Source organism: Flavobacterium flavipigmentatum, from assembly GCF_020911905.1.
In the GTDB taxonomy this organism is placed as follows: Bacteria; Bacteroidota; Bacteroidia; order Flavobacteriales; family Flavobacteriaceae; genus Flavobacterium; species Flavobacterium flavipigmentatum.
This window is the reverse complement of the sequence record NZ_CP087133.1, coordinates 2,803,182-2,826,546: the sequence shown is the minus strand read 5'-3', so window position 1 is coordinate 2,826,546 and position 23,365 is coordinate 2,803,182. Positions and strand designations below refer to the sequence as shown.

Below are 23,365 nucleotides of genomic sequence, written 5' to 3'. Positions count from 1 at the left end.
TAGATGATCGCAAGGTTATTATCTCATAATAGATAACCATCCTTTTTTAACCGTCCCGTTTCCAATATCTATCACATAAAAATAAGTACCTGTTGGCAACAGATCTCCTCTACTGATAGTTCCGGATACATTTGCAGTACCATTCCAATCATTTTCATAATTTACTTTACTATATACTAAAGCTCCCCATCTGTTAAAAACTTTCAGTTCGTTGTTTGGATATGATTCGATACAATCAATTCTAAACAGATCATTTGCTCCGTCATTATTGGGTGTAAACTCATTATAAACGGTTAGACAAATTGGCTGTACAGATGCTGAAGCTGAATTATTTGTAGGGTCAACATCTAACGGAGTTGAAATTTCTATGGTGGCTACATTTAAGTAATTACCTGTTGGCAATACAATAACTCTCACTTGTAATGTTTGGCTTTCTCCTCCATTTAAAGTTGGAATTGTCCAAACCTGCGTTCCGGTATCGTATACCCCTGTAGAAGTGGTAGCCGATACAAAACTATATCCGCTTGGTATTAATTCGCTTACAAGCGTATTAAGAATAGTACCCTGACCCACGTTATTTACTGTTATTGTAAAGACTACTTCCTCACCAAAATTGGGTGTAGGATTGCTAACGGTATTCGTTATAGTAAGATCTGAACAAGTTGCTACTGTTACATCTAATGATTTTGTTGTTGTCTCATCACAGGTGTTTGTGTAAGTTACCTCAACTTTTCCCGGACCAACAAATGGCCATGAAATCGTTACATTTCCATCATTGCTTCCTCCTCCTGAAGTAATAGTTCCGTTTGTAACAGACCATACATAATTTGATTTTCCGTTTGCAATAGAATAACTTACCCCTTGGAAAACACATGGTGTATCATCACTTGCAGTAATGGGTACCGAAGCATCATTTACAAAACCAACTACTATTGCCAGACGTGTAGCGCTTTCGCAACCATTAGTTGCATTGATAGCAGCCGATGCATAATAGGTAGTAGCAATAAGTGGTGTATTAGTAGCTAATGGAGTTCCTCCTATTGGTGTGCTGTACCAAACCACATTTGTTTCGTTTACCACTAAACTGGCTATTGTTGGTACTGCAGATAAACAAAAGTTCTGAGTTGTGTTTGGTGTTGTTATTACACCAGGTATATTAACATTTACCGTCACTACTAATCTTACGGAATTCTCACACCCTGCTGTATTTGAAATTGCTCCATAATACAAACCGCTAACCAAAGGTGTTGTTGCTGGCAGCACCGTTCCGCCTGTTGGGGTACTGTACCAAACTACATTTGACTCATTTAGCTGAATATTAGCTACGGTTGGTGTACTAATACTACAAAAGTTTTGAGTTGTAGCATTTGTAGTTGGCGTTGCACCAGGAGTATTTATCGTTACGGTCACTTGTAGTCTTGTAGTACTTTCGCAACCAACTCCCTGACTTATGGCTCCATAATAGATTCCGTTAGTCAAGGCTGTCGCTACTGGTAATACAGTTCCTCCTGTTGGTACACTGTACCATACTACATTTGACTCATTTACCTGAATGTTGGCTACCGTTGGTGCGTTACTACTACAAAATTCTTGTGTATTATCTGTAGTGGTTGGTGTTGCAGGATTGCTTACCGTAACAGTAATTTGCAATCTTATTACACTTTCGCATCCTGTAACAGCATCTTTAATCGCAGCATAATATACTCCGGTAGTTAAAGCAGTTGTTGCTACGATAGCCGTTCCTCCTGTTGGGGTTGCATACCAAACTATGTTGGTTTCATTTGTCTGAATATTTGCAAATGTTGGCATATTTGCAGAACAGAAACTTTGAGAAGCATTGGATGTAGAAGGTGTTCCTGGATCGGTAACAGTAATTGTAATTTGCAATCTTGTGGCACTTTCGCATCCTGTTACTGCATCTTTGATTGCGGCATAATACACACCTGTCGTTAAAGCAGTTGTTACAGCAATAGCAGTTCCTCCTGTTGGTGTCGCATACCAAATAATATTAGTTTGATTTACCTGAATATTTGCAAATGTAGGATTGTCTACTGCGCAAAAACTTTGAGAAGCATTCAACGTTGAAGGTGTTACCGGATTGGTTACAGTGATCGCAACTTGCAAACGCACAGAGCTTTCACAACCTGTAGCTGAATCTCTAATTGCTCCGTAGTAAGTTCCGCTGGTTAAAAGCGTTGTCAACGGAATCTCTGCTCCTCCTGTTGGTGTCGCATACCAAACCACATTGCTCTCGTTTACCTGAATACTTGCAAATGTTGGCGCATCTACGGTACAAAAACTTTGCGGATTGCTGGTAGTTGTTGGAGTATCCGGATCTGTAACAATAATGGTTCCTACTTTAAGATCTCCTGCCAGATTTTCGCAACTGGTATCGCTGGAAACAGCCACATAATACGATATAGGAGACAATGCTTTTGTTAATCCTGTAACCGTCAAAACTCCTGTTGGACTTATGGTATACGAAACTCCTGCAGGTACTCCGTTGGTAACAGGCTGTGTTTTATTATTATCTAAATACCATGTAAAAACAGGATTTGTTAAAGTAGTAGTTGGTGTTAATGATGCTGGCACATTCGAACAAACAGATGCATTATTTAACTGAATATCTGTTGCTTTTGACTCAGGTAAAATCGTAAACGTTACCGATTTTCTATCTGCCGGTGCAGTCTCACAAAACTCATCTGAACTAACTCCTATGTAATAGGTATAAGTTCCAGACAATAAACCCGTTAGTAATAATTGATTGGACGTTTCACCCACGATTAGTTGACTTGTCGTTCCATTAAACTGATACCAGTAATATACAGGATTTGTCAAAGCTGGGGTTCCGGTTACAGCAGTCTGCAAAGTAACTGACCCTGTTGAAGAGCAGATTGTTGTATCTGTTCCACCATTTACGGTTATATTGGCTATCGCTCCTTGTGGTGCAGTCGCTTTTACTTCTACAATAACTTCTCCTCTGGCCAAATTCTCGCAATTATATCTAATCGACTGGATGTAAAATCTGTAAATCCCTGCGGGTGTGCCTGCCGGTAAGGTATAAGAAACTCCGGTAGTAATTTGATTACCACCCGTTGCCGAATCATACCAGGCATATTTTGCACAATTTTCTTCGGGTATCGAAAGTGTAATAGGCGTTCCCGGACAAACAATTACTTTATTATTGATGTCGCTGCCTATCACTTTTGTATTGGCCAAGCGTTCTACCGTGTGTACTCGCAAAAAGTCTAATACACCAGCAACTCCTCCAAAACGAATTCTAACTTTATCATAAGCCTCTGGCTGATAAAAAACTACAACCGCAGATGATAAACCTCCGTTTAATAATTTTACTTCTAAAATACTGCTGGTATTATCAATAGGAGCTCCCACGGGAACATTACCTAAAAAACGTTGAATAGTTAATCCCGTAAGTACACCCGCAGTCAAAAGAACAGCCGGTTTAGAAACTACTATTCTAAGCGTATCCGAAGCAATAGAAGGCGTTTTAAACAATACTGTTAGATCTGCAGCTGCCAGAATACCAGCACCACTATACATGGTCGCGTAACTGGAGGCATCTCCATCTGCGACATTCCATGCATCACTAACTCCCACGGTGGCAGTTGCTACTCCTACACCTAAGTCAGTTGCTCCATAAAAAACATCTTTTATATCGCCCGGAGTACAAGTAACAGTCGCAACTTGTCTGGAATAATATGCCTCATAAACTTTAGTATTTTGAGCTACGCTTAAAAGTGATGAAGATTGAATTCTAATCTCATCATACTCTTTCGGCCCGGTTGCATCCGCAGGAACAAAGGTAAACTCGAATGAATTATCTCCAGCTAATACATTCAATAAAGAACCAGAAACCGACTGAAAATTTCCTATTTGAACTCCATTTCTAAATCCAACTACAGATAAATTTTCAGCCAAAGCAACTCCGCTATATTCCGAACCTAATTTTACGGTTACCGGAGTTCCTTGCGCAACAGGTGCTGACCACTGCAAATTTTGCCACGTAGTACCAATCCCTAAAAGACCAAGTCCTGTAGTAATGGTCGAAAATGTTTTAACATCTCCGTCGATTGCATTACTTCCGTTTGATACCGTACCCGTTACTATTGAACCCGAGCTTTGGCTATTAGCATAAACTCTTTCTGTTAATGACTGACAAGTATTTGGATCTATAACATTTATAAAAAAAGTACCAGTTTTAGAACAATTTCGAAGTGTTGCTACAACGGTGTATGCATAAATTCCCGGCGTTGTCAAAGTAACTGACGGATTAGCAGGCAATGGATTTCCTTGAGGATCAAACCATGATAAAGTTCCGTTTGAAGTCGCTGCTAAAGCGATAGGACCTGCATTTGGCGCCACTGTAACTGGATCTGCCACAACCAAAGTTGGTGATGGACTGATCGTAACTGTTACTAATTTTCTATCAGAAGAACAATTTCCAATACTACCCTGAGCCTGAATATAATAATCACCTGAAATAGTGATATTTGAAGCAACATCAACTGTTATTGGATTATTTGAAGCATCAAAAAAAGTATAAATCGTACTTCCTGAATTGTCTATATTTTGAATAGCATCTTTTAAATTGGCTTTATCACAACCTGCTAAAGTTGCATTAACATTAAAAGTAGTCACTGCCGGAAAATTAACAACTACTTGTTTTAAAGTGCTTGCCTCATTTTCGCATTGCAAAGCATTAGAAACCGAAATATAATAGGTATAAGGACTTCCTAACGCTGTAAGGCCTGTAATGGTCAAAGCGCCGGTTGCACCGTTTATACCTGTCGTGATTTCACCTGTTTTGTCCGGATTTGCATAGTATTTAAATTGTGCTCCAGCTAAAGCTGATGTTGGTGCCAGAATAACCTCGCCTGTACATGAAGCTGTAAGCGGACTATTAATTATAATATCGGCAGCCACAGATTTTGGTAAAACAGTAACCGTTACTATCTGACGAACACTGTTGGCACAAGTACCACGTGTTGCCTCTAAATAATAATTTGTGGTCGCTGTTAATACCGGCGTTGTATAAGTAGAAGAAGGTACTGCATCTAGTGGCGTCAATCCGTTTGGGGTTGCGTACCAAAGAAATGTTTCTGTACCTACCAAGGAAGATGCTGTTAAAGTGGTTGTATTTCCCTCACAAATTGTTGTATTTCCTGTGATAACAGCCTCTTTGTAGCGATAAGAAGCGTTATAAATATCCAGACGAGCCAAGGCCGTTAGCAATCCACCAAGGGTAACTCTAACGCCTGTAAAATCTCCTCCAGCGGCAAAACTCGCTCTAAAACGATTTCCGCCTAGCAATTGAATATTTAAAAGCGGATTATTAACAGCCGTTAGATCGAGGTTATTACTTCCTCCATTATAACTTTGCAAAGTAATATTTGAAAGTAATGAAATATCTAATAAACCTCCCGGGACTCCCAATTCAACTTCGATAATATCTCCTTGTAAACCTGAATTTGTAAAATCAATTTCTTGAAAAATATCCTGCCCAAGTCCAAGCGGAATTGACAGTGAAGCTGCCGAATCAATATCTGTATCTACAGAATTATTTGGAGAGTTTACAGCACACAATACACATAAAATACCATCGTAAGTTGTAGTTACAGCATTGCCTCTCAAACATCCCGTAAGGGGCTTATTTACAATAACATTTACAGTAGTTCTTACCGGATTTATACATCCTGACGCCGTATTTGTTGCAATAATATAATAAGACGCATTTGCTGTTAAAGGATCTGTTTGGTATGCTGTACCAACAAATTTGCTTTGATCGTTTGAAGCATCAAACCATTCGTAAGTTACTCCTGCTTCAGGATTCGAAACCATCAATAAAGCACTTTGCCCTGATTGAATTGTGACATTTGCCGAAGCCACCGTTGGCGCTGATGGCAATGGATTTACGGTAACAGCTACCTGAGTTCGGCCTGTACTTGTACAAGTGCCTATTCCTGCTTCTACATAATAACTTGTATTAATCTTTAAAATCGGAGTTGTAAACGAAGTACCTGTAGCTAATAAAGTACCTCCAATAGCAGCATCGTACCATCTGTAATCTGTTTCTGTTACTGGATTTGTTATGGTTAAAGTAGTGGCATTACCGGCACAAATAATGGTTCCTGTAGCAGCAATTGTTGGTGCAATAGGATTGTTTACATTCACTTGTACGGAAGTTCTTTCGCTATTTACACAACCATTTCTGGTAAGTTGCACATAATAAGTAGTGGCACCGGTAAGCACTGGCGTGGTGTAACTGGCTGTACTAGCTAATAAAGTGCCCCCGGTACTGCCATCGTACCATGCGACTGTTTCTCCAACACCAAGAGCGGCTGTTAAAGTAGTAGTCTGACCGCTGCAAATTGTTGTGTTTCCTGTGATGGATGGTGCTTTATAACGATAAGAAGCATTGTAAATATCCAAACTTGTAAGCACACTTGCTACGCCTCCCAATCGTACTTCAACACGATCAAAGGCTGCTCCTGCTACAATACTTGCTCGAAATCTGTTTCCGCCCAGCAACTGAACATTCAATAAATTATTAATTGAAACTCGATCATTATTATAAGTAGTACTATTATAAGTAGCTAAAGATATATAATCTAAAAGTCCTACATCCAGTACTCCAGCAGGTAGTTCCATTTCAACATCAACGATATCTCCTGCTCTACCCGGATTATTAAATTGTAGCGTTTGCTGAATGTATGCGTTGACCAATCCTACCGGAACAGAAAGTCGTGTTGCAGTAGCTATATTTCCATCTACAGAAAAATTAGAGTTTGCAACTCCACACAACAAACACAATCCGTTAGCAAAAGTCTGCTGACTGCTTGCCTCAAGACAAGTGCCTAATGGCGATGGTATTACGGTAACTGTTACGGGTACTCTTACAGTGCTTACACAATTTCCTGTAGCACTTTCTGCTTCTACATAATAAGTTTTTGAAGCTGTTAAGATGGGTGTTGTAAAGGATGACGTATTACTTGCAATAGCAACGCCTCCTGTTGGTACATCAAACCAGTTTAAAGTAACATTTGGTTCAGTTGTCATCGCAATCAAAGTTGCATTTTGACCTGATTGTATGGTTACACTTTGCATTAGTACAGTAGCTGCAGCTGGAATTGGTGTAGCGATTACTGTCACTTGAGTTCGGGAAGAACTTACGCAACTACCAATAGAAGCTTCTACATAAAAATTGGTTACTCCAACAGGAACTGTTGGCGAATAACTAGTTCCGCTTGCGAGAGCAACCCCACCACTTGCGGTAGAAAACCATCTATATGTAGTTCCAAGAACCGGATTAATAACTGATAATGTAGTCTGTTGGTTTGCACCGCTGGTACATATAGAAGTCCCTGAATTATTAATAGCAGGAGCAACAGGATTTGACACATTGATTACGACTGGCAATCGCTCACTGCCCTCACAACCTGCAAGTCGTGAGACCCCTATGTAATAAGTCGTATTTGCTGTCAATACAGGAGTCGTAAAACTATTTGCTGTAGCCAATGGAGTTGTAGAAACTGCTGAGCTGTACCATGCTATGGTAGTATTGGCCGCTGGCGTAGCTGTAAGCGTAGCCGTATTTCCTGAACATATTGTTTGATTCGAACCTCCGCTTATAATTGGTTTTGCAAAATCTAAACGCACATCATACAGTCGTAAACTTACTAACAAGCTTAGAAGACCTCCTACTCTAATCTCAATTTGATTAGCATCTGCAGGAAGCGTATACTTAATCATTGCAATAGTATTACCATTAAGCAAATCGAGGTTCAAAAGCGGGCTATTTAATGCCTCTCTGGGACCTACATCGGTTCCAGATAATTTTGCTTGCACAGAAACATTTGAAAGTAAACTTAGATCTAACAAACCATTGCCTGTACCAATATAAAATACTACTTGGTCACCTGCTTTTGCAGTTTGATTAAAAGTTAATGTTTCCTGAACAAAACATCCTACACCTATCGCATTGTTTAGCGTGGCATAAGTGTTTAAACCTGCATCTACATCGAATGCATTGTTAGGACTATCTACATTTAAACCAATACATAAAATTCCGCCCTCGCTGTTCGTCTGAGAAATGGGTCTACAAACGGTTTGAGCCACAGCATTCGTGCATAAAAGCAAAAAAAACAACAGTCTAAATAATCTTGTCTGTAAGTTAAGATTATTGATTTTTAGATAATTTCTCATAATTTGGAAGATTAGAAAATGGACAATAAAATACCTGTTGAGATAAGCCGAAAGGCCTATTCAATTTTAAAATACTAATAATCAAATAATTGAGACTTGTTATGATTAGCTACTTCATAATAAGTCCATTAGAACTCAATTAAAAGCTCAAAATAAATTCATGTTGTTTGGTTCTGAATAAAACATAAAATTCTATCAACCTTATTTTTTCAAACAAGGCAAATTTTAAAAACGGAAACTTGAAGTACTCAATTTTCCAGACAGGAGAGATTTGTGTGGGATTGTATTTTCTAAAAAAAGAAAATCTAAAATTATAGTAGAATTGGGCAATTCTTTAAAACAATATCATAAACTTTTTGCTCAGGAGTTATTTGTAGTTGATTAGAAAACAAATAACAAATCATCGGGAAAGTTGTTAATTACAACTCCCAAATGATCAACAAGTACTAATGGGTTTAGGATGCAACTTATTAAAAAAAGCTTTCAATAAGTTTGGTTGGAAATTTAAAAACGGGTATTCTTTTTTATCCCCCTCTAAAATAAAAGTTGGAACTAAAGAAATAAAATAAACACTCCGTGTGATCTGATTAAAAAAAGTAATTATTAGATTCATAAGCATACTATTAATTGTTCTTGAAAAACGAAAAACTGATTAAAAAACCATCATGTTTAAATACAAGTTAAATGCCTAAAAAACAATTTTCAATTTCATTTACCAACAATAAGCTATAATGCTTATTTCTACATTTGTTTTTGTATAAAAGCATATAATTGCTTTAACTTTTGTTGATTAAAATTACAACCTTTTTTTAAAACTAACAAATATTTAATTCATAATATTTCAAATTATTACATAAAAACAACTGACAGAAATAGCTTATATTTTTAAAAAACCTTATAAAATAAGGAACTTTTTACTTTCATTAATTTCACTACTACAAAATAAAAAAACATCAATATGTTATCAAAAATAAGTAATTACTTACTTTAATGACATAAAAAGACATATTATACTACAATTATGTATTCTGCTAAAGTGTTATAATTTGAAAACTTTGTTACATTAAACACTTACAAAATAAATTTTAAAAATATGAATATAATAAAAAAATAGCAATTAAATAATAAAAAAAACAGTAGACTTTAATAATTCAAAAAAAATAAAGATAAACAAATGTTAAAATAAAAACAAAAAAAACAAGTAATTGTAAGAAATTACCTGTTTTAATTTTTTAATGATGTAATTGGTAGATATTATGACTCTATTATCGTATTAATCTGTTTAAACAACTGACCATCAGTCAAGAAAGCACCTTGCTGTATCAATTCGAAGATCGATAGGTTTCTATCTTCAGTAAATACTTTTTTACCCACTTTCATCTCAATATTTTCCGTAAACATATTATCACTTAACCATTGCAACCCTTCTTTGGTTAGAAAATCTGTTTCAGAGACCAATGCTTTCAAAACAATTGATTGAACGTGTGTTTCAAAACATTGAAACAAAAAGATATGATTTTTAGAAAAATGCTCTAAATATTCTGCCCTTGACAAAACACCTTCCCAAATCAAATCTGAAAAAACATCTAATTCTTGTTCTGCAACTTCTGGTTTGTTTTGCTTTATCGAGTCCCACTCTGCTTTATCAATAGCCTGTGTTGCTAAAAAGTTGGTAAATTCAGCATGTAATTCATCAAATTGCTCTTTTGTTAATCTCGCGTATTTCATTGTTTCTTTTTTGAATATTATAGTTTCATTAAAAGAGGTAAATTAAATTCATAAAAAAGCCCTCTCCAACGAGAGGGCAAATTTAATACATTTTTTATTTGACTAGAAAATATATCTAATACCAAATTGCGCTTGCCACCTTGACGCTAGACTAGCATCATAATTAAACGTTTTGGTCTGTGTATTCGTAAAAGTATACGTTGGGGTAGTACCAACAACCGAAACTCCTATCGGCTGTACACTTGTAGGATTCTGAACCAATCCCCAATCTGAATTTAATAAATTACCGATATTTAAAACATCAATACTAAATTGAATCGTATTTTTTTTCTCTGATGCAGATGATACTTTAAAGTTATAATCTTGTAATAATTTTAAATCCCATCTTCCTCTCCACGGTGCAATAGCACCATAGCGCTCTACATATTCGCCTCTTCTATCTCTTAGATATTTATCCTGACTAATAAATTTATCAAAAGCTTCGCCTTGACCAGCTCCTGTAAAAGTCATTTGACCAATTTCTGCCGTTGTAGGCACGTAAATTAAATCATTTACCGCTGAACCATCATTGTTAATATCTCCACCGTAAGTGTAATTAAAACGCCCTCCTTGTGCATATTCAAAGAAAGTAGACACTGTCGTTGCCCATTTGTCTTTGCCATATTTCCATTTTTTTGAAGCTACCCCAATAAAACGGTGATTGTCTCCGTATTTAGAATTAGAAAGTACCGCATTATTTACGTTTCCTAAAGCAGGGTTAAACGCAAAAGCATCACCAGTGATTTCTGCTTCAATAGAGTTAACGTCTTGAGATTTCATGTAGTTATAAGCCAAACTTGCATACAATCCGTTATCGAAGGATTTTTGCACTTTTACCGAAGCATTAAAAGCACTTCCTTTATCAGAGTTTGTCATTACATACGCATTATTTGCACCTTTGTCACCTGCTGTATAAATCAATCTGTTGTCAGCTCCGGCTAAAGTTCCTGTTGGCGCTTTTAATCCCCAGTTTTGTACTTGCACTCCATTGATATCCTTATTATAAGACATATCAAAAGTCACAATATAATTACTTTCAAATCTGTGATCGTAACCTAAACTCGTTCTCCAGACTTGCGGCCATTTATAATCAGGATCCATGATCTGAAAAAAACTGTCATCGGCACCACTTACCTGGTTTCCTAACCACACAAATGGAATCCTACCTGTAAAAATTCCTGAACCACCACGAAGCTGCGAAGTAGCATCTCCTTTTACATCCCAATTAAATCCGATTCTTGGAGACCAAAGCAATCTGTCGCTTGGCAGATCTGTAGAAACTAAAGGTGTTGCCTCTCCTGTTTCAGGATCAAAATAATTTACGGTATTATCTCTTCCTGCACCACCATTGTCAGTATCTATATATTTTTGAATTAAATCTGCTGTATCAAAATACAAAGGCTTATCAACACGCAAACCTAGTGATAACTTAAAATGATCTGTTAAACTAATATCATCCTGCGCATAAAATGCCAACTGACCAACATTAAGTTCTGCCAGTTTCCATCCGCCATCACTTCCTACTGCAAAATTACTTTTTGAGTTGTAAGTATCTTGTGCATATTGCAAATTTTGCGCTATAATACTTGAAGCATAAGGTCTTGCTGCGTCATCCAAAAATGCCTGAACATTAGAGTAAGGCGTAAAGAAAGTACCAGCGTAACCATTTGGATTTCCAAAATTATCATAACCAGCTAAGTTAAACGAATTTTTAAATTGAAATTTCTCAAATGAAGTTCCAAAAGTAAAAGCATGTTTACCAACAGTATACGTTAAATTATCTGTGATCTGAATTACTTTTTGATCTAAAGTATTATTGATAGAAAAGGGCTCATGCCCCGCAATAATGTAATTGGCACCTGATCCGTCCTGAATATTAATAACAGGAGCAGGAACTGAAAACGGTACTCTGTAATCGTCAAAATGGGTATATCCTGCTTGTAATTTATTCGATACTGATTCGCTAAACTTAGAATTCAGTTCCAATAAAAACGAACTCAATTTGTTGTTGATCTGGTAACCTGAATTCTGAAACTGAAGAATAGAAGCATTTGGACCTCTAAAACCTAAAGCCGTTGGATGAGCCGGTTTGTCTTTTGAAGAATCCAGAAAGTTATATATCACCGCAAGCTTATGATTGTCATTAATATTCCAATCTAATTTTATAATTCCTTTACTCGAATTAGATTCATGCTTAAAACCTTGGTAAGCACCGGTATTATAACCTAAATTTGCCAAAGCATTAGAAACAGCAATCAAATCTGACTCTAAAACTCTGGATTCGTTAATTCCCGCTACACCATCATTGTTGTTTGCTCCAAAATTAGAACCTAAATCACTTCTTTTATCAATTTCGAAATTTCCAAAAACAAATAATTTATCTTTAATAATGGGAGCACCTAAACTAAAACCAGCCTGGGTTTGCTCTAAAGAAGGTACAAATATTTTCTCACCTTTTATTTTGCTTCCTGTTAAATCCTGATTTCTGTAAAAAGCATACGCTGTACCGTGAAATTCATTCGTACCCGACTTGGTTACCGCATTTACAGAAGCACCTGTAAAACCCGACAAAGTAACATCATAAGGCGCTGTTGCCACCTGAATTTGCTCAATTGCATCCAGAGAAATAGGCTGTGCACCAGTTTGTCCACCAGGAGTCGCCGCATCTAACCCAAACGGATTATTAAAGACCGCACCATTTAAAGAATAATTATTGTATTGATCATTTCGACCTCCAAAAGAACCGCCACTTGCCGTTGGCTCTAAACGTGTAAAATCTTCTGCAGATCTCGAAATAGTAGGCAACGAAGTCAATTCTCTTCGGCCAATTGTAGTTTCTACACCGGTTCTTCCGCTTTGAAAGACTTTGTTTTTAGAAACCACTTTTACCTCTTCTAAAGCCTGACTTTCATCGGCTAGAAGAACATCCAAATTAAATACTTTTCCCAAATCAAGATACACATCGTTGTATTCCTGATTTTGATATCCTACAAAGCTAACTACTATTTTATAAGGACCTCCAATTCTCATATTCAAAATACTAAACCTTCCATCCTCATTAGAAAGTCCAGAATATTTAGTTCCTGTAGGAGTATGAATTGCCAGAATGGTAGCGCCCGGCAAAAGTTCATTTCCTGAGCTTTTTACAATTCCCTTAATGCTCGAAGTCGTTGTCTGCGCTGTCACGCTTATAAAGCTAAAGACACACAACAATAATGTAAAGATTTTTTTCATTTTCCTTAATTTTGAATGAGTTATTTCGCTCAAAATTAGGCAAAAAAAAATCACTCCGAAGAGTGATTTTTATATTTTATTAACAAAATGTTAACAGAATATTATTTTTCAGCGATAATTTCGTAAGGCAATTCTACGATAACATCTCTGTGTAAACGGATGCTTGCAGTATATTTTCCTGTACGTTTTACGATACCACTAGTAATGAATTTTCTATCAATAGCGTTACCTGATTTCTCTAAAGCTTCTGCAATATCGATGTTTGTGATAGAACCAAAAAGTTTCTCTCCACCTGCTTTTGCAGTAAGTTTTATTTCCAAAGCTTTTAAGCTTTCTGCAACTGCTTTTGCATCAGCAACCACTTTAGCTTCTTTGTGCGCTCTTTGTTTTAGGTTTTCAGCCAAAACTTTCTTTGCAGAAGGTGTAGCTAACTGTGCGAATCCCTGAGGAATTAAAAAGTTACGACCGTAACCAGCTTTTACTGATACTACATCATCTTTAAAACCTAAGTTTTGTACGTCTTGTTTTAAAATAAGTTCCATGTTGTTGTCCTTATATTTGAGAAGTTAGGTTCCTTTGACGGGAAACCAACAACTTTGTTTTTAATATTATTTTAATAAATCGGCCACGTATGGCATTAAAGCCAAGTGACGCGCTCTTTTTACAGCTACAGACACTTTTCTTTGGTATTTTAATGAAGTTCCTGTTAAACGACGAGGAAGAATTTTTCCTTGCTCATTAACAAATTTCAATAAAAAATCAGCATCTTTATAATCGATATATTTGATACCTGATTTTTTGAAACGACAATACTTTTTAGTTTTGTTAGTTTCAATATTTAAAGGCGTAAGATATCTAATATCCCCGTCTTTTTTTCCTTTTGCAGATTGCTCTATTGTAGACATAATAATTAAGCTTTAGTAGATTTTAATTTGGCTCTTCTTCTTTCAGCCCATGAAATAGCATGTTTGTCTAAACTTACAGTCAAGAAACGCATAACTCTCTCGTCACGTCTAAATTCAGTTTCAAAAGCAATTAGAACTTCTCCAGCTACTTTGAATTCGAATAAGTGATAAAAACCACTTTTTTTGTTCTGGATTTCGTAGGCCATTTTTTTCAGACCCCAATCCTCTTTCGATACCATTTCAGCTCCTCTACTAGTAAGAAATTCTTCAAATTTCGTTACTGTTTCCTTCACCTGAACCTCAGATAAAACGGGATTTAAAATGAAAACAGTTTCATAATGATTCATAAATACAATTATTTATTTGTTAAAATTGGGTGCAAAAGTAAGGATTAAATTTAAATATACAACACTTTTTTATCTTTATTCGTTGTAAAGCGAAAAACATAGCTGTATTTTAGTTTTATTATTAAAAATATAATACATTTACTAAGCTATCCTGAATTTATTCTAAATTTTTAAATGTTATGAAACTAAACTGTGTTGTCGTTGATGACAGTTCTATACAGCGGACAATTATTGCTAAATTAGCAAATAATCACCCTGGTTTGCATTTAATCGGGGACTTTTCGAATGCAATTGAAGCAAAAAGCTGTATCTCTCTAAATAATATTGACTTAATTTTCCTAGATATAGAAATGCCCGTTATTAATGGATTTGACTTTCTTGACGGGTTAAAAACAAAACCGCAAATTATTTTTATCACTTCTAAAGCAGAATATGCCTTAAAAGCATTTGATTATGATGCCACAGATTATCTGCAAAAACCATTATCTGTAGAACGTTTTAATGCTTCTGTAAAAAGAGCGCTCGACTTGCATATCCTTAAAAAGGATATAAAAGAAGAAGAAGGTGATCATATTTTTATTAAAAGTAATCTAAAAAAACTCAAAATTTTTACCTCAAAAATAAAATGGATTGAAGCTTTTGGCGATTACGTGCGGGTAGTGACTGAAGATGACAGCAATCTGGTACTTTCGACAATGAAATCTTTTGAAAATGATTTATCAAGAGACAAATTTATCAGGGTACACAAGTCCTATATAATTAATATCGATAAGGTAGAACGCTTTAATAGTAAATTTGCAGAAATTGGAATTACCAAAATTCCTTTAAGCCGAAACAAAAAAGAAGATTTGGTAAAAGCTCTATCTGCAACTCCGTAGTCGTTAATAAAAATCAACGTTTACCGCAACTTTTATTGCTCTGTACTGAGCTACAGCCTCAAAACTATTCAGCATTTTCTGAATAGTTTTTTTTGTGTTTCCCAATGGCTCGTTTTGCGGAATCTTAATCAAAATTGTTCTAATATATTCATTCCTGATTCTACTAATCGCCGGTTCTTCCGGACCTAAAATAGGCATTTTCAAATTTTGACTTAAAACCTGATACAACCACATCGAACCTTCTTTTAATTTATCAAAATCACGGTGTTTCAACGTCAGTTTTATAATTCTAAAATAAGGCGGGTATTTGTAAATCTGACGATCGTACAATTGCTCCTTATACATACCTATATAATTATGAGTTGTAACTTGCTGTATCGTATTATGATTTGGATTATAGGTTTGAATAACGACTTTTCCTTGTTTTTCTGACCGTCCCGCTCTTCCTGCCACCTGTGTCATCATCTGAAAACTGCGTTCAAAAGCCCTAAAATCGGGATGGTGCAGCATATTATCTGCATTCATAATGCCCACGAGGCTCACATTATCAAAATCCAAACCTTTGGCTAACATTTGCGTTCCTACCAAAATATCAATTTCTCTATTTTTAAAAGCATCAATTATTTTCTCAAAACCAAACTTTCCGCGAGTCGTGTCTTGATCCATCCGACCTGTTTTGGCTTTTGGAAAAAGCGTCATTAGTTCTTGCTCTATTTGCTCGGTTCCGAAGCCTTTTGTTGTCAAATCAATACTCGAACAACTATGGCAGTGACTTGGTTTGGCAATAGAATAACCACAATAATGGCATCGCAATTGGTTTTTATGTTTATGAAAAGTGAGACTCACATCGCATTGTTGGCAATGCGGCACATGACCACAAGTCATACACTCTATAATAGGTGAGTAACCTCTTCTGTTCTGAAACAAAATAACCTGCTCACCCAAAGACAGCGCTTCTGCCACTTCTTCAATTAAAAGATCGCTAAAATGTCCCGTCATTCTTTTTCTAAAATGTTTGTCTTTCAAATCGACAAGAACAATTTCGGGCATTCGCACATTATTATAACGTTCCGAAAGGGTTACCAACCCATATTTTTCAGTTTGGGTATTAAAATACGTTTCGATACTTGGTGTTGCCGAACCCAAAAGCACTTTGGCTCCATGAAAATTAGCCAATACAACCGCGGCATCACGGGCGTGGTATCTTGGTGCAGGATCGGTCTGCTTAAAAGTCTGCTCGTGCTCTTCGTCAACAATCAAGAGGCCTAAATGGGCGAAAGGCAAAAACAACGCAGACCTTGCTCCTATCACAATCTGAGCTTTGTCTGCGTTTTCGAGTGTCTGCCTCCAAACTTCTACTCTTTCATTATTACTATATTTCGAATGAAAAACGGCTACTTTATCGCCAAAATGGTGTCGCAAACGTGACACCAATTGTGTTGTAAGCGCAATTTCAGGCAGCAAATACAGGACTTGTTTGCCTGTTTGAAGGTGTTCTTCAATTAGTTTTATATAAATTTCAGTCTTTCCGCTAGACGTTACGCCATGAAGTAAACACACTTCTTTTTTAGCAAAATTTTCTTTTATTTGATTAAAAGCTTGTTCCTGTGCATCACTCAATTGCAATTGTTTTTCTGAAGCTTTTCCGGCAAAAGAAACTCTGTCGTGCTGCAGAAAATACTCTTCAAAAACCTCTTTTTCGATCAAAGCTTTTACAATCGCAGCGGAAGATTGAGACGTTTCTACCAATTTCTTTACCGTAATGGGTTTCTTCTCAGAAGCGCTCAACTGAAAATAAGTCAGAACGATTTCTTTTTGTTTGTTGGCTCCTTTCAGAATTTCAAGTAATCGCCCTAAACCTTCATCCGACTCATATTTCTCGTGCAATTTTACATATCGAATGAGTTTGGGTTTGTAATTTTCTTTGATTTCATCTTCTAAAACAATGATATTTTTGGCTATCATGGTTTGAAGAATCGGAAAAATATTTTTCTTATTTAATATCGAAATAATATCCTGAACTTTTAATGAACTCTGTTGCTGCAAGGCTTCGTAGACAAGAAACTCATCATTTGAAAGTTCGTTTTTATCAACAAAAACATCTGTTTTGTGCGAAATAATGGTTTCATTTTCTAATAATAATCCTGTGGGAAAAGCACCTCGATACACATCGCCAATACCACACATATAATAGTTAGCCACCCAAAGCCAGTGTTTAATCTGTATTTCGGTAGCAATTGGTTTTTCGTCTAAAATTTGATGAATCTCTTTGGCATCATATAAACTTGGAGCATTTTGATGCATGTCCAGCACCAAAGCGGTGTAGATTTTGCTTTTACCAAAAGGTACGGCGACACGCATTCCTTTTTTTATAAAATGAAATTCGGCCTCAGAAACACGGTACGTAAAGGTTTTGGCTAGTGAAAGCGGTAAAATAACTTCGACAAAAAACATGTGATTTTTAAACTATATATTAAGATTTCTTTCTGCCAGAAGCTTTTTCTGCCAAATATTTCTCTACCAATTTTAAAGTATGATACAAAGAGTCTGTACTGGTCCAATCATCATGCCCAGGAATTATATAAACGGGACTTTTAAATTTAGCTTGCACTTTTTTTATCGATTTCCTCCATTCCTTAACATCGGCATCACCTAAATAACCTAAATCTTTTGCTTCGGCACTTTTTATAAAACAGCCTCCGTACATCACTTTTTCTTTGTCAAACCAAACTACAATATTGTCCGGAGCATGACCTTTACCAGGATAATATACTTGAAAAGTATGTTGCCCAACAGTAAAAGTAGTATCATTCGGAATAACAAATTCGGCTCTGTTTTTTCCTTCTTTTTCAAGAATTTGATCCGTAAGTTGGATGCTATATGTTTTTATACCCTTTTGTTTATAAAAACCAAAACCACCCGATCTGTCGTCATGTGAATGAGTCCCAAAACACATCACAACTTCTTTATGATGTTTCGCTTTTATGCTGTCCAGCAAAGGCTGAAATTGCGTTTCATCCCAAGGAGCATCAAAAAGCACAACCCCTTTTTCTGTAACAAGATACATGGCATTGGCAGAAATCAGATTTCCTTTGTAATCATAAAATGTTTTATAAACATAAAAGTCACCCGTAAGATGACTTATTTGCAATGCGTTATTTTTAGATTGTCCAAAAGCATTTGATAACCCTACTAAAAATAAAACTATCGATGCTACTTTTTGCATATTTTAGTTTTTTACTCGAGTCCAATATTGCGTTCTTCCCATAAGGGCTACTCCAACATAACCGCGCAGTTTCAATTTATCGGCAGACTCTAAAGTGATGTAACATTTGTATTTTTTACCGTTGGTCGGGTCCAGAATAGTACCTCCGTTGTACTCATCATCATCTTTTTTGAGTCCGTTTATAATGTTCATTCCTAAAATTGGTTTGTTTTTTTCTGCACCATCACATTTTGTACATAAATCTTTTTTATGACTGGCTCTTAGTATTTCTACCACTTTACCGTACACCTTTCCAGATTTTTCATAAATTTCTACAACTGATTTTACTTCACCTGTTTCGTCATCAATTGTTTTCCATTTTCCAATAACACTCTGACTCTGCATTGTGTTTAGAGCCAGAAAAACAACTCCAATCGTTAACATCCAATTTCTCATACTATTTTTTTTTGTTTTTTTGTTTTAATTTTCTGATTGAGGCATTCAATTCAAATCCCAAAAGCAGAATCATACAGTTAATCCAAATATAAAACATTAGAATTAATAATGTGCCAATAGAACCATAAAGTTCGTTGTATTTTGAAAATTTTATAACCCAAATTCCAAAAAAGAACGAAGATATAACAATTAATATGGTCGTAAAAACCGATCCAATACTAATAAAAGGTACTTTGTTATATTGTTTTGTACCGTAACGCAATAATAGCGAAGACGTTACCAAAATCATCAGTAAAATAAACAAATACCTGCTCAAAATGATCAGCGGAATTTGATCACTTAACACATCCTGGATAATGGTTTTCTGAATTATCACCTCAAAAACAACGATCGTTGCTACTGTTACAAACAATATTAAGGTCATTACCAGCGAAATAGCAAGTGCCGCTAAATATTGACTAAAAAAACCTCGTTTATCAAAGACATGTTTAGAGGATTCAAAGCCACTTAAAATTCCGTTAATACCATTGGCCATTAAAAAAATAGAAAGCAAAAAACCCGAGGATAAGAGTCCCGAATGACTATTGTTTAAAATATCACTAATAATTTTATTAATCGCATCATAGGTATTTGGAGGAACTCCTTGCTGCACAAACTGTAAAAAATCTGCCTGAAATCCTTCTATAGGTATGTACGGAATTAAATTTAAAATAAATAAAGTAAAAGGAAACAAAGCCATAAAAAAACTGAAGGAAACCGCACTCGCATGATACGAAAATGCGCCCTCAATAATTCCAATGATGTACATTTCGAGCAAATCGTATAGCGAAAACCCTTCCAGCGAAGGGAATTTTATCTTCTTTAAAAGCCGAACTAAATTTCGAACAACAGGGATTTTTTCAATCCGAGCTTCTATTTCTTGCGACATAATTTTATTTTAGATTTTAAAATTCAGGTTTTAGATTAGAATAAAAACACAGAGTATAAATTCCCGTAACTCACGACACTCAAAAAGCTTTCAAACTCAAATCCATGTTGTAAACAGAGTGCGTTAAAGCACCCGAAGAAATATAATTGACACCACATAAAGCATATTCGCGAATGGTTTTTTCGTTAATATTTCCTGAAGATTCTGTTTGGCATTGCTTTCCAATCAAAGCAACAGCTGTTTTTGTATCTTCATAATTAAAATTATCAATTAATATCCTATGCACACCTTCGCTTTGGAGAATTTCACGAATTTCATCCAAATTTCTGGCTTCTACAATAATTTTCAAATCCAGATTATTATCTTTCAAATAATCTTTTGTCGTTGCAATGGCACGTGTAATACCTCCCGCAAAATCAATATGATTGTCTTTTAGCATCACCATATCATAAAGTGCAAATCGATGATTCTCGCCGCCACCAATCTTTACCGCCCATTTTTCGGCCACTCTAAAGTTGGGTGTTGTTTTGCGTGTATCCAAAATTTTTGCTCCTGTCCCTTCCAAAAGCTTAGTATATTGATGTGTTTTGGTCGCAATCGCAGACATACGCTGCATCGTGTTCAAGACTACTCGTTCTGCTTTCAAGATCGATTGCGAACTTCCTGAAACTTCAAAAACTACATCTCCGTAATGCACCTCTTCACCATCTTCTATAAAAGTTTTTACTCTCAATAAAGGATCTACATATTCAAAAATCATTCTGCCCATTGTAACACCGGCAATAATTCCCTGATCTTTTACTAACAATTTAGCTTGCCCATGTGCCAATTCTGGTATACAAGCCAGCGAACTGTAATCGCCTGTACCCACATCTTCTCGAATTGCATTGCTAATTAACAGTTTTAATTCGGATTGAAATTGTTCTTCGCTAATCATTTTTTTAGTTTTATGAGGTGCTAAAGTAGGATAAATTTTGTCTATTTGAAAGTTTCACTTCTTCGAAAATCGAAAAATATGACCAAAACTTCTTGTCCTTAATTACAATAAATTAAAGGAACATTAAATATCTTTGATCCTCATCTTATCAAGATCATGGCATTAATAAAAGACATTTACTCGGTTACTTTTTACGAAAAATTCGGTCAGGCTGTAGCCGAAGTTCATCCAACATTTGATAAACAGCAATTTATCGATACGATTTACCAAGACGATTTTGCTCAAAAAGAATGGAAAGACCGAATGAAGCATACAACAGTAGTTTTGCATCAATTTATGCCCGAAAGTTTCTCAGAAGCCGTTTTACTGATCGATAAAATCATCCAAAACTTAAAGAAAAACAAGTTTACAGAGGGCAATCTGGCTTTTATATTCTTTGCCGATTATATCGAAATGTATGGCTTAGACGATTTTAAAACTTCGGCGAAAGCCTTTGTTTCTATCACTCAATTTATCAGTTGCGAGTTTGCTGTTCGTCCTTTTATTCTTAAATACAAAGAAAAAATGATTGCCGAAATGGTGCAATGGTCCTTGCATGAAAACCATCATGTACGCCGACTTGCCAGCGAAGGAAGCCGTCCTAGATTGCCGTGGGCAATTGCGATTCCGTTCCTGAAGAAAGATCCCGCTTCTATCCTGCCAATCTTGCAAAACCTACACCAAGATCCGTCAGAATACGTGCGTAGAAGCGTTGCTAATAGCCTGAACGATATTGCCAAAGACAGCCCGCAAACTGTGCTCGAAATAGCCAAAAAATGGCGCGGAATCAGCACAGAAACCGATGGTATTATTAAGCACGGCTGTCGCACTTTGCTTAAACAAGGACATCCAGAAATACTGCAGCATTATGGTTTAGACAGCCTAAATATTGTGCTTTCTTCTTTCGAAATTAAAACGCCAGTAGTAAAAATCGGGAGTTATCTGGAATTTCAATTTCAATTGAGTAATAAAAATAGTGAAGCAAAAACTGTTCGTTTAGAATATGCCATTCACTACAAAAAAGCAAAGGGTCATTTGGCCAAAAAAGTATTCAAAATTAGTGAAAAAAGTTATCTGCCGAATCAATCCATTATCATTGAAAGAAATCAATCTTTCAAGATTATTACCACACGTGTTTTTCATACGGGTATCCATCAACTTTCGATCATCATCAACGGAACGGAGAGTGAAGCTTTAGCATTTGAACTTATTTCATAACCAAAATCAAATAACAGATTTATATCTTACATCTACTATTTGCTTGTTTTCTATTTAAAATTAGCAGTTTGGTTTTAAACTTTTGTGGCATTCAAATCACCCGAAGGAAATAGGTTTTTGAGAATAATCAGCATCATTCCGATAACATTTGCTGTAGAAGTAACCAGCAATGCAATTAGCACATTATCGCTAAGATTATAACTATTACAATAGTTCCCTACAAGAATCATAATTACAGCAAACAGCCATAAAGCAATTATAGAGGTAAAAACCATCGCTAATGATTTTCTAAGCGTGGTATCTTCTCTATATCTTTCGACTTCAGACAGTAATTTCTGAATTTGAGCGTCTTTTAGATAATCTTTTGTTTCTAATCTCTGATCGGCATTTGTTGCATAACTTACAGCCTCAGCATAGGCTTTGCCATCAGTATAAATAGATTCTAAATTTTTTGGACTTTGAATTTGATCTAATTTACTTTCTTCCATATTAAGCGCTTTGAGCTCTTTTGGAGTCGTAATGATCTCGTATCAAATTATCTGGAATAGTCAAATTAAAAGTGCTTGCTTGTTGTTTGGCTTTTTCCCAAGTTATCGACCAAGGAGTGCCCGATTCGTGAGTCATTGCACTTAGTTGCAAAGCGCTATAATCTTTGTAAGTATCCCAAATTTTATCTAGAAATTTTGTTAACTCTTCATCTTTTATAGGATTCTCGGCAATTTCAATATCAATTTTTTTATTACCAAATTTTCTAAATTCATCGTATAAACTCGGAATTACTGGACCATATTTCCATGCCTGAGGTGACTCGGTAATCAAAACTTCGTTATACAATCCAAGTCTCCAGCCATGCGCTATATAAACCAATTTTATAAGTTTCATTGTGGTCATATTAGCATCGGTTTGCCCTTTAAATAAAAAGAAATCTGCAATTTGCTTTGGTGAGTACATAATGAAAAGTTTAAATATTATTTACAAATTTATAGATTATTTTGATACCATAAACGCTTCTTTAACATGATTTTAAAATTTCTCTACTACAATTGTGCTATTCTCTAATTTTTACTTCACGTAAAAGGCTTTTTTTTATAATGACACTAAAAAATATTCCTCATTTTTAATTAGAATAGCCCTCTTTTCAGTGGATTTTCCTATTTTTATAAAACAATAGTAAAAAAGTTCTTTCTTAACCTAAATTAAGTTAAAGATCAATAGTAGCAATGTAATT

The 23,365-nt window shown here is 35.7% G+C and carries 15 protein-coding genes; 2 read left to right on the top strand and 13 right to left on the bottom strand.

The window, feature by feature from the left end; genetic code table 11:
• Positions 1-18: 18 nt before the first annotated feature.
• From LNP22_RS12275 to rpsF, 6 genes are all read right to left on the bottom strand, one after another.
• Positions 19-8,223 carry an Ig-like domain-containing protein gene (locus LNP22_RS12275; protein WP_229973703.1) on the bottom strand — a complete coding sequence of 2,735 codons (8,205 nt, stop codon included), beginning with the start codon at positions 8,221-8,223 and terminating at the stop codon, positions 19-21.
• Between the two features lie 1,254 nt (positions 8,224-9,477).
• Entirely contained in the window at positions 9,478-9,951 is a 474-nt protein-coding gene (locus tag LNP22_RS12270; RefSeq protein ID WP_229973702.1) for a DUF6495 family protein, read from the bottom strand.
• 102 nt (positions 9,952-10,053) lie between these two features.
• Positions 10,054-13,224 carry a TonB-dependent receptor gene (locus LNP22_RS12265; RefSeq protein WP_229973701.1) on the bottom strand — a complete coding sequence of 1,057 codons (3,171 nt, stop codon included), beginning with the start codon at positions 13,222-13,224 and terminating at the stop codon, positions 10,054-10,056.
• 101 nt (positions 13,225-13,325) lie between these two features.
• Complete coding sequence (gene rplI, locus LNP22_RS12260) at positions 13,326-13,766, bottom strand: 50S ribosomal protein L9 (RefSeq protein WP_229973700.1); 441 nt, start codon at positions 13,764-13,766, stop codon at positions 13,326-13,328.
• Positions 13,767-13,832: 66 nt separating this feature from the next.
• A complete protein-coding gene (rpsR, locus tag LNP22_RS12255) occupies positions 13,833-14,129 on the bottom strand; it encodes a 30S ribosomal protein S18 (RefSeq protein ID WP_002987043.1) in 297 nt (98 codons plus the stop codon).
• Positions 14,130-14,134: 5 nt separating this feature from the next.
• On the bottom strand, positions 14,135-14,476 hold the full coding sequence (gene rpsF, locus LNP22_RS12250) for a 30S ribosomal protein S6 (protein ID WP_007810575.1): 342 nt from the start codon (positions 14,474-14,476) through the stop codon (positions 14,135-14,137).
• A gap of 179 nt (positions 14,477-14,655) precedes the next feature.
• On the opposite strand from rpsF, the gene LNP22_RS12245 reads away from it, so the two are divergent.
• A complete protein-coding gene (locus LNP22_RS12245; RefSeq protein WP_210665933.1) occupies positions 14,656-15,354 on the top strand; it encodes a LytR/AlgR family response regulator transcription factor in 699 nt (232 codons plus the stop codon).
• A 3-nt stretch (positions 15,355-15,357) separates the two neighbouring features.
• Here LNP22_RS12245 and priA read toward each other — a convergent pair whose 3' ends face one another.
• The 5 genes from priA to nadC form a co-directional block, all read right to left on the bottom strand.
• Positions 15,358-17,808 (bottom strand): replication restart helicase PriA, encoded by a 2,451-nt coding sequence (gene priA / locus LNP22_RS12240; protein ID WP_229973699.1) that lies wholly within the window; start codon positions 17,806-17,808, stop codon positions 15,358-15,360.
• A 19-nt stretch (positions 17,809-17,827) separates the two neighbouring features.
• On the bottom strand, positions 17,828-18,580 hold the full coding sequence (bla-B1-FLAV, locus tag LNP22_RS12235; RefSeq protein WP_229973698.1) for a subclass B1 metallo-beta-lactamase: 753 nt from the start codon (positions 18,578-18,580) through the stop codon (positions 17,828-17,830).
• A 3-nt stretch (positions 18,581-18,583) separates the two neighbouring features.
• Positions 18,584-19,015: a DUF2147 domain-containing protein gene (locus tag LNP22_RS12230; RefSeq protein ID WP_229973697.1), complete on the bottom strand. Its 432-nt coding sequence runs from the start codon at positions 19,013-19,015 to the stop codon at positions 18,584-18,586.
• A gap of 1 nt (position 19,016) precedes the next feature.
• Entirely contained in the window at positions 19,017-19,943 is a 927-nt protein-coding gene (locus LNP22_RS12225; protein ID WP_210665937.1) for a YihY/virulence factor BrkB family protein, read from the bottom strand.
• Between the two features lie 79 nt (positions 19,944-20,022).
• Positions 20,023-20,880, bottom strand: a complete 858-nt coding sequence (nadC, locus tag LNP22_RS12220) for a carboxylating nicotinate-nucleotide diphosphorylase (RefSeq protein WP_229973696.1) — start codon at positions 20,878-20,880, stop codon at positions 20,023-20,025.
• Between the two features lie 156 nt (positions 20,881-21,036).
• Here nadC and LNP22_RS12215 point away from each other — a divergent pair, with 156 nt between their 5' ends.
• Complete coding sequence (locus LNP22_RS12215; protein ID WP_229973695.1) at positions 21,037-22,137, top strand: DNA alkylation repair protein; 1,101 nt, start codon at positions 21,037-21,039, stop codon at positions 22,135-22,137.
• Positions 22,138-22,211: 74 nt separating this feature from the next.
• Here LNP22_RS12215 and LNP22_RS12210 read toward each other — a convergent pair whose 3' ends face one another.
• Complete coding sequence (locus tag LNP22_RS12210) at positions 22,212-22,625, bottom strand: hypothetical protein (RefSeq protein WP_229973694.1); 414 nt, start codon at positions 22,623-22,625, stop codon at positions 22,212-22,214.
• Position 22,626: 1 nt separating this feature from the next.
• Positions 22,627-23,088, bottom strand: coding sequence for a Panacea domain-containing protein (locus LNP22_RS12205; RefSeq protein ID WP_229973693.1), 462 nt, complete (start codon positions 23,086-23,088; stop codon positions 22,627-22,629).
• Positions 23,089-23,365: the final 277 nt, after the last annotated feature.

Bases quoted from the DNA above. Each gene is read 5' to 3' on its own strand.
- LNP22_RS12275 (WP_229973703.1), bottom strand. From the start codon at position 8,223: ATGAGAAATTATCTAAAAATCAATAATCTTAACTTACAGACAAGATTA.
- LNP22_RS12270 (WP_229973702.1), bottom strand. From the start codon at position 9,951: ATGAAATACGCGAGATTAACAAAAGAGCAATTTGATGAATTACATGCT.
- LNP22_RS12265 (WP_229973701.1), bottom strand. From the start codon at position 13,224: ATGAAAAAAATCTTTACATTATTGTTGTGTGTCTTTAGCTTTATAAGC.
- rplI (WP_229973700.1), bottom strand. From the start codon at position 13,766: ATGGAACTTATTTTAAAACAAGACGTACAAAACTTAGGTTTTAAAGAT.
- rpsR (WP_002987043.1), bottom strand. From the start codon at position 14,129: ATGTCTACAATAGAGCAATCTGCAAAAGGAAAAAAAGACGGGGATATT.
- rpsF (WP_007810575.1), bottom strand. From the start codon at position 14,476: ATGAATCATTATGAAACTGTTTTCATTTTAAATCCCGTTTTATCTGAG.
- LNP22_RS12245 (WP_210665933.1), top strand. From the start codon at position 14,656: ATGAAACTAAACTGTGTTGTCGTTGATGACAGTTCTATACAGCGGACA.
- priA (WP_229973699.1), bottom strand. From the start codon at position 17,808: ATGTTTTTTGTCGAAGTTATTTTACCGCTTTCACTAGCCAAAACCTTT.
- bla-B1-FLAV (WP_229973698.1), bottom strand. From the start codon at position 18,580: ATGCAAAAAGTAGCATCGATAGTTTTATTTTTAGTAGGGTTATCAAAT.
- LNP22_RS12230 (WP_229973697.1), bottom strand. From the start codon at position 19,015: ATGAGAAATTGGATGTTAACGATTGGAGTTGTTTTTCTGGCTCTAAAC.
- LNP22_RS12225 (WP_210665937.1), bottom strand. From the start codon at position 19,943: ATGTCGCAAGAAATAGAAGCTCGGATTGAAAAAATCCCTGTTGTTCGA.
- nadC (WP_229973696.1), bottom strand. From the start codon at position 20,880: ATGATTAGCGAAGAACAATTTCAATCCGAATTAAAACTGTTAATTAGC.
- LNP22_RS12215 (WP_229973695.1), top strand. From the start codon at position 21,037: ATGGCATTAATAAAAGACATTTACTCGGTTACTTTTTACGAAAAATTC.
- LNP22_RS12210 (WP_229973694.1), bottom strand. From the start codon at position 22,625: ATGGAAGAAAGTAAATTAGATCAAATTCAAAGTCCAAAAAATTTAGAA.
- LNP22_RS12205 (WP_229973693.1), bottom strand. From the start codon at position 23,088: ATGTACTCACCAAAGCAAATTGCAGATTTCTTTTTATTTAAAGGGCAA.